Source organism: Streptomyces phaeoluteigriseus (assembly GCF_001896135.2).
Taxonomy (GTDB): domain Bacteria; phylum Actinomycetota; class Actinomycetes; order Streptomycetales; family Streptomycetaceae; genus Streptomyces; species Streptomyces phaeoluteigriseus.
In genome coordinates this window covers 1-15,332 of record NZ_MPOH02000020.1, presented here as the reverse complement: position 1 = coordinate 15,332, position 15,332 = coordinate 1, and the positions used below count along the sequence as shown (strand labels likewise).

11 protein-coding genes, 2 tRNA genes and 2 pseudogenes are annotated in these 15,332 nt (G+C 71.6%); 13 read left to right on the top strand and 2 right to left on the bottom strand.

Going from position 1 to position 15,332, the window contains the following annotated elements:
- Positions 1-21 precede the first annotated feature (21 nt).
- The 8 genes from nadD to BM536_RS34515 all read left to right on the top strand — a co-directional run bounded on the left by nadD (position 22) and on the right by BM536_RS34515 (position 4,948).
- Complete coding sequence (gene nadD, locus BM536_RS34550; RefSeq protein WP_073491600.1) at positions 22-660, top strand: nicotinate-nucleotide adenylyltransferase; 639 nt, start codon at positions 22-24, stop codon at positions 658-660.
- A 16-nt stretch (positions 661-676) separates the two neighbouring features.
- Entirely contained in the window at positions 677-2,518 is a 1,842-nt protein-coding gene (locus tag BM536_RS34545) for an LCP family protein (RefSeq protein ID WP_073491599.1), read from the top strand.
- A gap of 100 nt (positions 2,519-2,618) precedes the next feature.
- A complete protein-coding gene (gene rsfS / locus BM536_RS34540; RefSeq protein ID WP_073491598.1) occupies positions 2,619-3,062 on the top strand; it encodes a ribosome silencing factor in 444 nt (147 codons plus the stop codon).
- Complete coding sequence (locus BM536_RS34535) at positions 3,062-3,745, top strand: histidine phosphatase family protein (protein ID WP_094103934.1); 684 nt, start codon at positions 3,062-3,064, stop codon at positions 3,743-3,745. Before rsfS ends, BM536_RS34535 begins: the two co-directional genes overlap by 1 nt.
- 118 nt (positions 3,746-3,863) lie before the next feature.
- Positions 3,864-3,936, top strand: a tRNA-Ala gene (locus BM536_RS34530).
- A 411-nt stretch (positions 3,937-4,347) separates the two neighbouring features.
- Entirely contained in the window at positions 4,348-4,521 is a 174-nt protein-coding gene (locus BM536_RS39935; protein WP_107439653.1) for a hypothetical protein, read from the top strand.
- A 3-nt stretch (positions 4,522-4,524) separates the two neighbouring features.
- Complete coding sequence (locus BM536_RS34520; RefSeq protein ID WP_003976229.1) at positions 4,525-4,758, top strand: hypothetical protein; 234 nt, start codon at positions 4,525-4,527, stop codon at positions 4,756-4,758.
- 117 nt (positions 4,759-4,875) lie between these two features.
- Positions 4,876-4,948 (top strand) — tRNA-Ala (locus BM536_RS34515).
- Between the two features lie 120 nt (positions 4,949-5,068).
- Here the strand turns inward: BM536_RS34515 and BM536_RS34510 are convergent.
- Together BM536_RS34510 and BM536_RS34505 are read right to left on the bottom strand one after the other, a co-directional pair.
- Positions 5,069-6,679 carry an NADH-quinone oxidoreductase subunit NuoF family protein gene (locus tag BM536_RS34510; RefSeq protein WP_073491596.1) on the bottom strand — a complete coding sequence of 537 codons (1,611 nt, stop codon included), beginning with the start codon at positions 6,677-6,679 and terminating at the stop codon, positions 5,069-5,071.
- The gene (locus BM536_RS34505) at positions 6,676-7,968 is read right to left on the bottom strand and encodes a ferric reductase-like transmembrane domain-containing protein (protein WP_211363005.1); all 1,293 of its coding nucleotides are present in this window, start codon (positions 7,966-7,968) and stop codon (positions 6,676-6,678) included. The genes BM536_RS34510 and BM536_RS34505 overlap by 4 nt, the downstream gene beginning before the upstream one ends.
- Positions 7,969-8,383: 415 nt before the next feature.
- Between BM536_RS34505 and leuS the strand changes: the two genes are divergently transcribed.
- From leuS to BM536_RS34475, 5 genes and pseudogenes are all read left to right on the top strand, one after another.
- Complete coding sequence (gene leuS, locus BM536_RS34500; RefSeq protein WP_073491594.1) at positions 8,384-11,260, top strand: leucine--tRNA ligase; 2,877 nt, start codon at positions 8,384-8,386, stop codon at positions 11,258-11,260.
- A 243-nt stretch (positions 11,261-11,503) separates the two neighbouring features.
- Positions 11,504-12,246, top strand: a pseudogene (locus BM536_RS43470) (hypothetical protein).
- Positions 12,247-12,339: 93 nt separating this feature from the next.
- Entirely contained in the window at positions 12,340-13,185 is an 846-nt protein-coding gene (locus BM536_RS34490; protein WP_094103932.1) for a DegV family protein, read from the top strand.
- A gap of 352 nt (positions 13,186-13,537) precedes the next feature.
- Positions 13,538-14,320: a ComEA family DNA-binding protein gene (locus BM536_RS34485; protein WP_342748865.1), complete on the top strand. Its 783-nt coding sequence runs from the start codon at positions 13,538-13,540 to the stop codon at positions 14,318-14,320.
- 655 nt (positions 14,321-14,975) lie between these two features.
- Positions 14,976-15,332: pseudogene (locus BM536_RS34475) on the top strand (ComEC/Rec2 family competence protein); the annotation flags it as partial.

The following is a 15,332-nucleotide window of genomic DNA, read 5'->3' as shown; positions in this document are numbered from 1 at the left end:
GGGCCGGTAGGGTCTGCACGCATGGGAGAGCAGGACATGCCTACCGGTCCGTCGCACGGTCCGTCGAACCCGGGCAAGCGCCGCCTCGGCGTCATGGGCGGTACGTTCGATCCGATCCACCACGGGCACCTCGTGGCGGCCAGTGAGGTCGCCGCGCAGTTCCACCTGGACGAGGTCGTGTTCGTCCCGACCGGCGAGCCGTGGCAGAAGAGCCACCGCAGAGTCTCCCTGGCCGAGGACCGCTACCTGATGACGGTCATCGCGACCGCCGAGAACCCGCAGTTCTCGGTCAGCCGCATCGACATCGACCGCGGTGGGCCCACCTACACCGTGGACACCCTCCGCGACCTGCGGTCCCTCAATCCGGACACCGACCTCTTCTTCATCACCGGCGCGGACGCCCTGGGCCAGATCCTGACCTGGCGGGACAGCGAGGAACTGTTCTCCCTCGCCCACTTCATCGGGGTCACCCGGCCCGGCCACAACCTCGCCGACCCCGGCCTCCCCGAGGGCGGCGTCTCCCTCGTGGAGGTCCCCGCACTGGCCATCTCCTCCACGGACTGCCGCGCGCGGGTCGCCAAGGGCGACCCCGTCTGGTATTTGGTGCCGGACGGAGTCGTGCGCTACATCGACAAGCGCGAGCTGTACCGCGGCCAGTGAGCCGAGAGGGGCACCGGTGAACGACCGAAACGACGCGGACTACGGGGAGACCCCGTACGAACTCGTCGGCTACGACGAGTACGGGCAGCCTGTGTACCGCCAGGTCCCGCCCCGGCAGACCTACGACCCGTACGGCCGGCAGCAGGGCTACGGCTACGACCCGTACGCCCAGCGCGGCGGGCAGCAGCCCGCCTACCCCTCGTACGACACGGGTCAGCAGGCACCCACACCCGCCTACGACCCGTACGACACGGGTCAGCAGGCACCTACGCCCGCCTATGACCCGTACGACACGGGCCAGCAGTCGGCCACCCCCGCCTACGACCCGTACGACACCGGCCGGCAGGCCCCGGTCCACGACCCCCACGGCACCGGCACGCGCGTGCAGCCGGGCGCCGCGACCACGGACCCGTACGACCCCTACGGGCAGACCGCGAGCAGTGGGCAGCAGCCCCGTGTCGCCGAGCAGACCGCCTACATCCCGCAGCAGGCCGGACCGGCCGAGCCGAACGAGGCCCACGGGACCGGGTCCTACGGGACCGACGAGGACGCCGCCGCCTCCGCAGAGCCCCGACGGGACTACCGCACCGAGCAGTTCGCGTTCGTCGAGGATCCCGACGGGGACTCCGAGGACGTCATCGACTGGCTCAATTTCACCGAGAACCGCACCGAACGCCGCGAGGAGGCCAAGCGCCGCGCCCGCAGCCGCCTGGTCGCCCTGGTCGTCGTCCTCGCGCTGGCCGCCGTCGGCGGCGTGGGCTACCTCTGGTACGCGGGGAAGCTGCCCGGAGTGTCGTCGTCCGACGACTCCGGGACCGGCACCACGGCCGCCCCCGGCGCCCAGAAGCGGGACGTGATCGTGGTCCACCTGCACGACACCGCCCTCGGCGGTACGTCCACGGCCCTGCTCGTCGACAACACCACCACCGAGCAGGGCACCACCGTCCTGCTGCCCAACTCCCTCGTCGTCACCACCGACGACGGCACCACGACGACCCTCGCCAAGTCCGTCGACGGCGACGGCTCCGCCGGCACGCGCGAGTCGCTGGACACCGTTCTGGGCACCCGGATCCAGGGCACCTGGCGGCTGGACACCCCTTATCTGCAGAACCTCGTCGACCTCGTCGGCGCCATCGAGGTCGACACCGACACCGCCGTGCCCGACCCCGCCGCCAAGAAGAAGGGGCAGGCACCGCTCGTGAGCAAGGGCGAGGGCCAGACCCTGAGCGGCAAGATGGCCGTCGCCTACGCCACCTACCGCGCCGAGGGCGAGGCCCAGAACGCCCAGCTGAAGCGGTTCGGCCAGGTCATGCAGGCCGTCCTGCGCAAGGTGTCGTCCGATCCGCAGGGCGCCACCGTCACCGTGCAGACGCTGGCGCAGATCCTCGATCCCTCGCTCACCGACAAGGACCTCGGCGCCTTCCTCGCCAACCTCGCCGACCTCGCCAAGGGCGGCGACTACACGACCGCCCTGCTGCCCGTGCAGGCCGACGGCACGCTCAGCGCCGAGGCCGGCGGGAGCGTGGTCAGGGATGTCCTCGGCGGCACCGCGAAGAGCCCCGCCCAGGACGCGGCGGTCAGCGTCTCCGTGCAGAACGCCAGCGGAGTCACGGCCACCACCGAGGACGCGCGCGTGGTGCTCCTCAACGGCGGCTTCACCTTCCTGGACGCCGGCACGGCGGCGGGCACCGCGTCCGCGTCCAAGGTGCTCTACGCGGACGCCGTCGACAAGGAGAACGCCACCGAGGTCGCCAAGACCCTGGGCCTGCCCGACAGCGCGGTGGCGAAGGGCACGGTCCCGGCCAACGCGGACGTGACGGTCGTCCTGGGGAAGGACTACGAGCGCTCTTCGTCCTAGCCGGGGGACCGGTCACGGCGGGCAGGGTGTAATCGCGTGGGGCGCCGTCGGCGGCCGTGAGACCCTTGAGGTCAAACGACCGCCGACGGAAAGCCATGTAGTGACCGCCACTGACCGCTCCATCGAGCTCATCCGGACCGCCGCCCAGGCGGCTGCCGACAAGCTCGCGCACGACATCATCGCCTACGACGTCAGCGACGTGCTGTCGATCACGGACGCCTTCCTGCTGGCCTCCGCTCCCAACGACCGCCAGGTCAAGTCGATCGTCGACGAGATCGAGGAGCACCTCCAGAAGGAACTCGGCGTCAAGCCGGTCCGCCGCGAGGGCGACCGCGAGGCCCGCTGGGTCCTGCTCGACTACGTCGACATCGTCGTCCACGTCCAGCACAGCGAGGAGCGCGTCTTCTACGCCCTGGAGCGGCTGTGGAAGGACTGCCCCGAGCTGGATCTGCCCGCCGACGCCAAGGCGACCCGGGGCAAGGCCCAGGAACACGCCGAGCTCCAGGCCGCCGAGGACGCCGCAGAGCCGGGTGGTGATTGGTAATGACCGCACCGGGTGCCGAGGCCGCACCCGCGGCCGGCCGGACGCCGGGCCGCGGCCGGCGCGTCATCCTCTGGCGACACGGCCAGACCCTGTGGAACGTGGAGCGCCGCTTCCAGGGCACCACGGACGTCCCGCTGACGGAGACCGGCGTGGCCCAGGCCCGCCGGTCCGCCCGGCTGCTGGCCTCCCTCAAGCCCGACGCGATCGTCGCCTCCGACCTCCAGCGGGCCGCGAACACGGCCGCCGAACTGGCCGCGCTCACCGGCCTGGAGGTGACCCACGACGAGGCCCTGCGCGAGACGTACGCGGGCGTCTGGCAGGGGCTGACGCACGAGGAGATCGTCTCCCGGTTCGGCGACGAGTACACCGCCTGGAAGCGCGGTGAGCCCGTCCGTCGCGGTGGCGGCGAACTGGAGTCGGAGGTGGCCGACCGCGCCGCCCCCGTCGTGCTGCGGCACGCCGAGAAGCTGCCCGAGGACGGCACGCTCGTCGTCGTCAGCCACGGCGGCACGATCCGCACCACCATCGGCCGCCTGCTCGGCCTGGAGGCGCACAACTGGGAGAGCCTCGGCGGCCTCTCCAACTGCTGCTGGTCCGTCCTCGGCGAAGGCGCCCGCGGCTGGCGGCTCCTCGAGCACAACGCCGGCACGCTGCCGGAACCGGTCCTCGGCGACGACGACTGAGCGCCCACGGGCGGCCCGGACCCGGATTTCACTTTCCGGCAGGTCGCAGGCTAAAGTTCTTCTTGTTCGCCCCGCCGAGCGGGGCGAAACACCATGCGGCTCAGGTCGCGTGGCATGAGGGGCTATAGCTCAGTTGGTAGAGCGCCTGCATGGCATGCAGGAGGTCAGGAGTTCAATTCTCCTTAGCTCCACTGGTCGACACTCTGTCGAATTGTCAGAGATCGGTGTCGAAGATCGGTTTTGAGAAGATCCCGTCCCCCAGGGGGCGGGATCTTCTCGTTGTCCGGGCGGCGGCTCCGCCGGGCCGTGCGTCCCGAGGGCGCGGCGGACACCGGCGGCCTGTTCGCCACGGTCGCGAAGCTCGGTCGGTCGACCGGTGTCACGGCCTTCGGCGCACTCTTCCCGAACCGGCTTGAGTCACTCGGGGCCCTGGAGGCGTATACCTCTTGGAAGCGCTTCTCACATGCAAGTCCGCGCTCGCTGCGGCGGTCGCGCTCGGTGCCGTGTCCGGACTGGTACTGAGGCGTCGCTGACCGTATCGGCCCGGCCGTGGCAGAATCAAACGGCCGGAAGGGGGCGCGGCCCGACGGGAGGGAGTTGCGATGCCTGCGAGCATCCTCGGAGAGGGCGGTCACCTCTCCGACGCGGCGGTGACACGGAACACGGCCACCCGGCTCAGCTGCCCTTCCTGCGGTTCCGCGTTCGTGGCCCAGGTCCTCGGTGACAACGGAGGGATTTCCTACGTGTGCACGGCCTGCGGCCACAGCTGGAGCTGATCGATGGGTGCACACAGGCGAAAGTGCGACTGGTGCGGCAGTGGCACCCCGATCGTCCGCGACATGGAGCCGGTCAACCCGGACTACCAGTACTGGTGCGAGGAATGCGCGCGGGCGCTGATCATAAAAGGCGACCCGATCGAGACGTACCGGGAACTGGAGGGCGAGCCGATCTACGGCCGGCTTCTCGAGGAGCACTGCACGCTCAAGCGTTTCTACTCGTTCGTCACCGCCTGAAGTGACATTACGGGAGGAATCGGGGAGAACCGGACAGAGCGGAAACGATTTGGTGGTGCACCCCCAGGACCGTGTAATGTTGGCGTCGCCGCCGGGGAAGCCCGGCGGACACCGCAAGGGGCTATAGCTCAGTTGGTAGAGCGCCTGCATGGCATGCAGGAGGTCAGGAGTTCAATTCTCCTTAGCTCCACAGCAGATCCCGCCGGATCGAAAGATTCGGCGGGATCTTTTTTGTGTCCGCACGCGCGCGTGCGGCGTGCATGGGCCGAGGGGCCGCGCCGTCGGCCGGCCCCTCTCGCGGCGTGCGGGATCAGCGGCCCAGGGCGCGGCGGCCGCGGCCCTGGGAGAGCACCGGAAGGTTGCGGGAGGGCTCCTTCGCGCGCGTGTCCTCCTCGATCCGCAGGGCCAGCGCCGGACAGCGGCGCACCGCGCGCAGCGCCTTCGCCTCCGCGTAACGCGGCACCTTCGCCTGCGCGACCGTCGGGAAGCCGTCGGCGCCGAGTTGGAAGACCTCCGGGAGGATGTCCGCGCACAGGCCGTGGCCCCGGCACAGGGTCCAGTCCACGAAGATCTTCTGACGGCTGTCTGCGCCGTCCTCGGGCGTTCCGCCGGCCGAGATGCCCGCGGGGGTCATGCCGCCCTCGAAGAGCGGCAGAACGCCCTCCACGGGCCGTCCGCAGCCGTTTCCGAGGACATGAGCCGCCAGGTCGTCGGTGAACGCCTTGATGGTCGACTCCAGGAACATCGCGGAGCCGTCCGGGTGCGAGCAGGCACCGCGCCGCTTCACGTTCTTGGCGACCTGCTTGAGCGCTTCGAGGGCGGCCGGTCCGCCGCCGTTGATGATGTCCTCCAGGCCGCGCGCCGCGGCCGGCAGGCCGAGGTAGCAGGGACCGCACTGTCCCGCGCTCTCCTCGGCCAGCCACTGGGCCACGCGCAGCGACTCGCCCAGCGGGCAGGTCTCCTGGCTGATCGGCAGGATCGCACCGGCGCCGAGCGAACCGCCCACCGCGTCCAGGGAGTTACGGGAGACGACCGCCTCGTTGACCGTCGCCGCGTCGATCCACTTGCCGTGATACCCGCCGGTCAGCACGCCCTGCGGGACCGGCGGGGCGCCGGCCAGCTGGAGGACGTAGCGCAGCGGGACGCCGGTGGGGACCTCGATCACCATGGGGCGGGCGACCGCGCCGGAGACCGTCAGCATGACGGTGCCCGGCTCGTCGTACAGGCCGGTGTTGCCGTAGCGCTCCGGGCCGATGCGGGCGCCGATGGCCAGCTGGGCGAACGTCTCGGCGTTGGACAGCAGGGTCGGGGCGCCGCCGACGCCGTTCTGCGAGGCGCTGACCTTGCGGCCGGGCGGGATCGCCGGGCCGCCGTCGATGGAGCGGACGACGGACGCGGCCGCGCCGGTGACCATGCGGATCGGGTTGCGCTGGACGAACGCCCTCAGGGCCGAGCGCCGGCCGTTGCTGAGGCCGCGCTCGGCCAGTGCGGCCTCCATGGAGCGCTGGGTCGACTCCCGGGTGACCGCCACCACGAGCGTGCGGGCACCCAGTGCCTCGGCGACCAGCAGCGCACCGTCCAGGATGAGGTGCGGGGCCCGGTTGATCAGGACGGTGTCCTTGCGGCAGGCGGGTTCGTCCTCGCTGCCGTTGACGACGACGACCGGCCGTACGCCGCGCTTGATGGCCGCGTCGGCGACGGAGCGCAACTTCTTGTGGAAGGGGAAGCCCGCGCCGCCGCGGCCCTTCAGGTTGATGCGTTCGGAGAGCTGCGCGAGCTTCTCCCCGCCCATGGGTTCGAGCGGCCCGTGCACCTTCAGGTGCATGGGCAGGTCGAGTCTCTCGACAAGGTCGAAGCCCGACGTGAGCTGCGGAAGGCCGACCACGCGGACTTCCGGGACGTCGGGCAGGGCCTCGTTCACCTATAGCCTCCGGAAGGCGTGTTCCAAGGTTCGCCCGAACCCGGAGCGTCGAAGGACGCCCCGGGGGGTGGTTCATCGGCGGGACCGCTGTTGTACGTGTCGTTCGGGTTGTACGCGTCATACCGGGTGTTTGTCTCACCGGTGTCGTACACGTCACTCCCGCCGTACCCGCCGGTGCCCGGATTGCCATAGACCGGGATGTTGAATCCCGTGTCCTGGAGTGGGTCGTAGACCGACTGCGGGGCCTCGCCGACCGGCGGCGGAGAGGGGATCGGCCAGTTCCCGGAGGTGCTGCCGCCGCTGTCCACGCGCGGGACGGCCTCGGTGGCCTGCGTGTCGAACGCCAGGTCCATGCGCGCGGTCTGGTCGGCCGCGAACGACTGCTGCGCGCGCGGGGGCGACGAGACGGCGCGGTAGGCGGCGGCGAAGCCGTTCGCCGGCTCGGGCGCGGGCGGGTCGAACAGGGCCGAGGCCGGCGGCCCCGTGCGACGGGAGCCCGCCGGGTCGGCTTCCCGGGCGGGGCGGCTCTCGTACCCCGGCAGCGACCGGGACTCCGTCATCCGGGCCCGGCTCGCGTCCAGCGCGTCGCGGCCGGCCGGCTCGTCGGTGCCCAGGACCTCGGCGAAGCGGTCGGCGACCTTGCGCTTGAAGGGGCGCGGCGCGGAGCGCAGTGCGAGGGCGGCCATGACGCCCAGCAGGCACAGGCTGTACAGGATCACGAAGATCGGTTTGGCCGCGCGACCCGCGTAGAGTCCGTGGATCAGCGCGGCGCACCAGGCCGGGTAGGCCAGCATGTGCATCGCCCGCCAGCGGGCGGCCACCGGCGCCGGCGAGGCGAAGCGGCTGCGCAGCGCGCCGGTGACGCCCACGAAGATCATCAGCAGTCCGGCCAGCGAGCCGAGGCCGATCAGGCCGGCGGTCCCGGTGACGCCGAGCGAGAACGGGATGACCGCGGCGATGAACTGGGTGTGTTCCAGCGCGATCTTCGTGGTGATGTGCAGCAGCAGGAACGCGATCGAGGCGACCGCCGTCGTCCGGTGCACGGCCTGGCCGATGAGCCGCTGGCGCGTGTTGAGGAAGATCCGGTCCTGGGCGACCAGGCCCCAGATCACCGAGCAGCTGAGCGAGACGAGGGACAGCACGCCCGCGCCGAAGTTCAGGAACTCGCGGAACTGGTCGCCTCCGACCAGCACGACCACGGGTATGAGGAGCAGGACGACAGCGGACGCCACCCCGTAGGCCGACCGGCCCGGCTGGGGGAGCGAGCTGTTACTACGACGAGGGTTCATGGGGGCAACTCCGAGCAGTTTCGGGAAAGCGGTCCCGATGCCGAACTCTAAGTGGGCGCCATACCGATGGGTACGAGGTTTGAGTTATTGCGTTGTTATCAAAGGACAATGTGGCCACAGCGGTGTCCCTTAGTGGCTGTTACGCGAAGTAATCCCTGACCTTGGTTCAGTTGTCGGCGCGGTACGTACGTGTCCACCAGGCATACGCAAGCGCGTCGCGGCTTGCTCAAGCCCTGCGGTACCCTGAGGCCATGCGTGCCGTACGCCTTCTGCTTAGCGAGCCGCGCTGATCAGTCCCGAACGCCGGAGAACCGGATGGTTCGGAATCGGCGCGGCGGTCCCCTCCTGTGCGAGGGGATTTTTCGTTTCCTGAGTGGCAGCCGCTGGCAGAGACGATCGATGGAGCTTTGAGGACATGAGCGAGACGAACCCCGCTGCCACCGCCGAGGTGGCCGCGCCGCACCGGTACACGGCCGCCATGGCAGCCGACATCGAGGCACGCTGGCAGGACGTCTGGGACGCCGACGGCACCTACGCGGCGCCGAACCCGAAGGGTGACCTCGCGGGCGACCCAGCGGTCGTCGCCCGGCCGAAGAAGTTCATCATGGACATGTTCCCGTACCCCTCCGGTGCGGGCCTGCACGTCGGCCACCCCCTGGGCTACATCGCGACCGACGTCTTCGCCCGCTACCAGCGGATGACCGGCCACAACGTCCTGCACACCCTCGGCTTCGACGCCTTCGGCCTGCCCGCCGAGCAGCACGCCGTGCAGACCGGCGAGCACCCCCGGATCACCACCGAAGCCGCCATCAACAACATGAAGTCCCAGCTGCGCAGGCTGGGCCTGGGTCACGACAAGCGCCGGTCCTTCGCCACGATCGACCCGGAGTACTACAAGTGGACCCAGTGGATCTTCCTGCAGATCTTCAACTCCTGGTACGACGAGGAGGCGAAGCAGGCCCGTCCGATCGCCGAGCTGGTCGCCCGGTTCGAGTCCGGTGAGCGTGGCCTGCCCGGCGACCGCTCCTGGAGCGAGCTGAGCGACGTCGAGCGCGCCGACGTCCTGAGCGAGTACCGCCTGGCCTACGCCTCCGACGCGCCCGTCAACTGGTGCCCCGGCCTGGGCACCGTGCTGGCCAACGAGGAGGTCACCTCCGACGGCCGCTCCGAGCGCGGCAACTACCCGGTCTTCAAGGCCAAGCTGCGCCAGTGGAACATGCGCATCACCGCCTATGCCGACCGCCTGCTGGACGACCTGGACGCGCTGGACTGGCCCGAGGCCATCAAGCTCCAGCAGCGCAACTGGATCGGCCGCTCCGAGGGCGCCCGCGTCGACTTCCCGATCGACGGCGAGCACATCACCGTCTTCACGACCCGTCCCGACACCCTGTTCGGCGCGACGTACATGGTGCTGGCGCCCGAGCACCCCCTGGTCGAGACGTTCACCCCCGACGCCTGGCCCGAGGGCACGCACGACGTGTGGACCGGCGGCCACGCGACCCCGACCGAGGCCGTCGCCGCGTACCGCGCGCAGGCCGCCGCCAAGTCCGACGTCGAGCGCCAGGCCGAGGCCAAGGACAAGACGGGCGTCTTCATCGGCGCGTACGCGACCAACCCGGTCAACGGCGAGCGGATCCCCGTCTTCATCGCCGACTACGTCCTGATGGGCTACGGCACCGGCGCGATCATGGCCGTCCCGGCGGGCGACCAGCGCGACTTCGAGTTCGCGCGCGCCTTCGAGCTGCCGATCCAGTGCATCGTCGAGCCGACCGACGGCCGGGGCACCGACACCTCCACGTGGGAGGACGCCTTCGCCTCCCACGACGCGAAGATCATCAACTCGTCGAACGACCAGGTCTCCCTGGACGGCCTGGGCGTCGCCGAGGCCAAGGAGCGCATCACCGACTGGCTGGAGCGGTCCCGCGTCGGCGCCGGCACCGTCAACTTCCGGCTGCGTGACTGGCTGTTCAGCCGTCAGCGCTATTGGGGCGAACCCTTCCCGATCGTCTACGACGAGGACGGCATCGCCCACGCCCTGCCCGAGTCGATGCTGCCGCTGGAGCTGCCGGAGGTCGAGGACTACTCGCCGCGCACCTTCGACCCGGACGACGCCGACACCCAGCCCGAGACGCCGCTGTCGCGCAACGAGGACTGGGTCGACGTCACCCTGGACCTGGGCGACGGCCGCGGTCCGCGCAAGTACCGCCGCGAGACCAACACCATGCCCAACTGGGCCGGCTCCTGCTGGTACGAACTGCGCTACCTGGATCCGCACAACTCCGAGAAGCTGGTCGACCCCGAGATCGAGCAGTACTGGATGGGCCCGCGCGCGGGGCAGCCGCACGGCGGAGTCGACCTGTACGTCGGCGGCGCCGAGCACGCCGTGCTGCACCTGCTGTACGCGCGCTTCTGGTCCAAGGTCCTGTTCGACCTGGGACACGTCTCCTCCGCGGAGCCGTTCCACAAGCTGTACAACCAGGGCATGATCCAGGCCTACGTCTACCGTGACAGCCGTGGCATCGCCGTACCGGCGCTCGAGGTGGAGGAGCGCGACGGCGCGTACTACCACCAGGGCGAGAAGGTCTCCCGGCTGCTGGGCAAGATGGGCAAGTCCCTGAAGAACGCGGTCACTCCGGAGGCGATCTGCGCCGAGTACGGTGCCGACACCCTGCGCCTGTACGAGATGGCGATGGGCCCGCTGGACGTCTCGCGCCCGTGGGACACGCGCGCGGTGGTCGGCCAGTTCCGGCTGCTCCAGCGACTGTGGCGCAACGTCGTGGACGAGGCCACCGGTGAGGTCACCGTCGTCGACACCGAGCCGGACGAGGACACCCTGCGTGCCCTGCACAAGGCCATCGACGGCGTGCGCCAGGACCTGGAGGGCATGCGCTTCAACACCGCCATCGCCAAGGTCACCGAGCTGAACAACCACCTGACCAAGGCGGGCGGGCCGCTGGCCCGCACGGTCGCCGAGTCCCTGGTGCTGCTGGTCGCGCCGCTGGCCCCGCACATCGCCGAGGAGCTGTGGCGCAAGCTGGGCCACACCGACTCCGTCGTCCACCGCGACTTCCCCGTGGCGGACCCGGCGTACGTCGTGGACGAGTCCGTGACCTGCGTGGTCCAGATCAAGGGCAAGGTCAAGGCGCGCCTGGAGGTGTCGCCCGCCATCTCCGACGAGGAGCTGGAGAAGGTGGCCCTGGCCGACGAGAACGTCGTCAACGCGCTGGGCGGCGCCGGAATCCGCAAGGTGATCGTGCGGGCGCCGAAGCTGGTCAACATCGTGCCGGCCTGATGAACGCGGGTGCGTGACCGGCGCGGGTGCGTGCGGTCGAGGCGGGTGCGTGACGAGCGCGGGTGTGTGCCGTCGAGGCCGGCGAGTGACGGTCGCGGGTGCGTGCGGTTGAGGACGGTGCGCGCTTCGGGGTAGTCCCCTACGGGCAGGTTCGGGGTTCCGGTGGAACTCAGGGCCTGCCCGTAGCGTTTACCGTTGAAGAGCGGCGCGTGGCGTGCCGCGTCGGGACCGGAGGAGGAGCTCGTGGAAGCAGTGATCGCGATCTTTGCCCTGCTTTTCGTGCTCTTCCTGGCGGTGGGCGCCTACGCGACGGTGAAGGTCGTCGGCGCCGCCAAGCGCGGCGTGGACCGCACCATCACCCAGGCCCGCCGCACCGTGGAGGACCACACCCTGCGGGCCAAGTCCTTCGCCCAGTTCGGCCCGGCCGGTGAGATCGCCCAGCTCCGCCTCAAGCTCCGCACGTCGATGCGGGCCACCCAGGAGGCGCTTCAGGCGGGCGTCGCCGAGGACGAGTCCCTCAAGGAGTCCCTCGCCCTGTTCGCGCGCCTCAGCGGACACGGGCGCGAACTGGACGACGAACTCAAGCGACTGGAGACCGAGCCCGACCGGGCCACCCTCGTCGAGCGGCTGCCGTCGCTGCGCGAGCGCACCGAGCGGGTCACGTCTCGGCGGACTCGCTGCGCTGGGCCGCCCGCGACCGGGCGCGCCGCTTCGCCGACGACGACCTGGACACCCTCCACGCACAGATCGACCTCGAGGCCGGGGCCCTGCGCCACTGGACCACCGCGGACGACCCCGCGCAGGCGCAGGCATCGCCCTCCTGGCCCGAGGCGCCCGCCGCCGACGGTGCGACCGGCGGACAGACCTGGCCCGAGACGCCAGCCTCGCGCGCGCCGGAGCCGCCCACCCGGCCCGCCATCACCCCGCCGGGGCCGCGTCCCACCTACCCCTGGCAGAAGAAGCCCCGGCCCGAGAGCACCACCTGAGGACCGTCCGGCGCGGTACCGATCCGGTCAGGGTCGACCGGCCGCGAGGGGCCGGACTCCCCTCCTGCGGATACGGCAGGTAACCTCCAGCTCATGTCCCGCCATGTCGCTATCGTCACGGATTCAACGGCCTACCTGCCGCAGCGGACGATGGAGCGCCACGGCATCACCGCGGTGCCCCTGACCGTAGTCCTCGGCGACCAGGCACTCGAAGAGGGCACCGAGATCTCGACCCGCTCCCTGGCCCAGGCACTCCAGAAGCGACGCTCCGTCACCACCTCGCGCCCCAGCCCCCAGGTCTTCGCGGAGACCTACCGCAGGGTCGCCGAGGCCGGCGCCACCGGCATCGTCTCCCTGCACCTGTCCGCCGAACTGTCGGGCACTCACGACGCGGCGGTCCTCGCGGCCCGCGAAGCGCCGGTGCCGGTCCGGGTGGTGGACACCGGCATGATCGCGATGGCGCTCGGATTCTGCGCGCTCGCGGCGGCCGTGACCGCCGAATCGGGCGGCACGGTCGACGAAGCGGTCACGGCCGCGGAGAAACGTGCCGCGGGCACCTCCGCCTTCTTCTACGTCGACACCCTCGACTATCTGCGCCGTGGCGGCCGCATCGGCGCCGCCCAGGCCCTCCTCGGCTCCGCGCTCGCGGTCAAGCCGCTGCTCCAGCTCGACGACGGACGCATCGAGCCCCTGGAGAAGGTGCGCACGGCGTCGAAGGCGATCGCCCGCCTCGAGGAACTCGCCGCCGACCGGGCGGGCAACGCACCGGTGGACATCGCCGTCCACCATCTCGCCGCCCCCGACCGGGCGTCGGCCCTGGCCGACCGGCTGCGGGCCCGGGTCCCCGGTCTGGTGGAGCTGCATGTGAGCGAGGTCGGCGCGGTGATCGGCGCGCACACCGGGCCCGGGTTGCTGGGAGTCGTGGTCTCGGCCCGGTGAGGAGCGGCCACCCCACTCCTGCGGGTGGCGGAGTTGTCCACAACCGGGCGGTCGTCCCCGGGAATTGAGCAAGATCATCGCGGTTCCGCGAAGTGTCCCATTCTCGTGGCATGGCACTTCGATCACGCACACGGACGACCACCGCGACGAGTGGACCCGGGCGCGGGCCCGGCTCCGACGGACGCGTCCGACACCGACGGTCACCGGCACGCAGCCGGGTGGGGAACCGCCATGCCTCGGCGGAGGAGCTGCGCCGACGGGCGGAGCTGTTGTTCGGGGAACGGGGCGGCGAGCGGGGGGAGTCGGGGATGGGACGCCGGGAGACGGCGGCTCAGGAGGTACGGCCGGGGTGGTGAGCGGGGACCGCGCCGCGGCCGAGGACGGTGACCGTTCGGCGGTGCCCCGTGGGCCGGGGGACTGGCGGGAGCGGGCCGGGCTGGCTCTGCGGGAGCGGCTGCCGGTGTGGGCGCAGGCGCGGTGCGGGCTGGAACGCGGGAGCGTGCTCGCGCTGGCCGTCGTGGTGGTCGCCGTGTCCGCGTTCGCCGTCCAGCACTTCTGGACCGGGCGCGCGCAGCCTGTGCGGGCCCCCGAGGTGGTGCGGGCGGCCGCTCCCTATGGAGGGGATGAGGGGGGCGGGCCGATCGAGCCCTCACCCTCGGTTGCGGCGTCCGGTGCAGCGGTGGGTACGGCGGAGGCGGAGATCGTGGTCGACGTCAGCGGCAAGGTCCGCGACCCCGGCATCCACCGGCTGCCGGCCGGTTCGCGGGTGGTCGACGCGCTGACGGCGGCCGGTGGGGTGCGGCCGGGTACCGACACCGACGGCCTGAACCGGGCGCGGTTCCTCGTGGACGGGGAGCAGGTCGTCGTGGGCGGACCGCCGGGGGCCGGCGTCCCGGCGGCGGGAGGCGGATCAGGGGGTGGCGCGGTGGGAGCGGGGCCCCCGGCTCCCGTCTCCCTCAACACGGCCACCGTGGACCAACTCGACACGCTGCCGGGAGTGGGGCCCGTGCTGGCGCAGCACATCGTCGCCTACCGGACGCAGCACGGTGGTTTCCGTTCGGTGGACGAACTGCGCGAGGTCAACGGCATCGGCGAGCGACGTTTCTCCGATCTGAGGAATCTGGTGCGGCCATGAGGGGGGAAGGGGCTTCGGACGGAGGGGCGCGGCGGGCGGACCTGGTGGTGGACGGGGCCGGGCGGCCAGGAGCACCGACCGGGGCCGATGCCCCACCGCATGCGCGCCGAGCCGTGCACGCCGCTTCCGGGAGCCGGCTCGGGGCTTCGCACCCGCGGCAGGAAGGGCCGGTCGATCTGCGGCTCGTACCGCCCGCGCTCGCGGCCTGGGCCACGGCGGCACTGATGCTGGACGCCTCGCCCCGGCTGGTGGGTTGCGTCGTGCTCGTCTGCGTGATCGTGGCCGGGGTGCTCCTGGGAGGGTGGGGCAGCCGGGCGCGGGGAGGGCGGGCATCGGTTGGCGGCGGTCTCCCGCCGGACGGGGGAGGAGACGGGACGACCGGTCCACCGTGAGCGGCCCTCGGACGCCCCGAGGGACCGACCGACGGACGGGCCGGCGGACGGGCCGGCGGATGGGCCGGCGGATCGGGCCGGCGGATGGGCCGGCGGATGGGCCGGCGGACGGGCCGGCGGATGGGCCGGCGGATGGGCCGGCGGATGGGCCGGCGGATGGGCCGAGAGGCCGATCGCCGGGGAGGGCACCGGGTCGGCCGCGGGGGCGGACGCCGGGTCCGGCGCCGGATCGGCCGCCGGGTGCTCGGTACGGGTGGTCGCGGATGACCGGGGCAGCGGTGCTGCTCTGCGCGGCCGCGGCCGGAGCGTCCGCCGGGCTGCACGGGGCCGATCTGCGGAGAGGCCCGGTGCCGGTGCTGGCGCGGGAGTACGCGACCGTCACCGCCGAGGTGGAACTGACCTCGGACCCGCGCCCTGCCCGGCCCAGGGTGAGGGGGAACCACATGACCCCGGATTCGGTGCTGATCGAGGGGGAGGTGCGGAGCGTGGCCTCGGGCGGGGCGGCAGGGACGGCCGCGGTGGCCACCCGGGCACCGGTGCTCGTGATCTTCGGCATCACCTGGCCGGGCGGCTGGATCTTCTCCGTGTCGATCATCGCGACCGGGATCACCGGAGCGCCG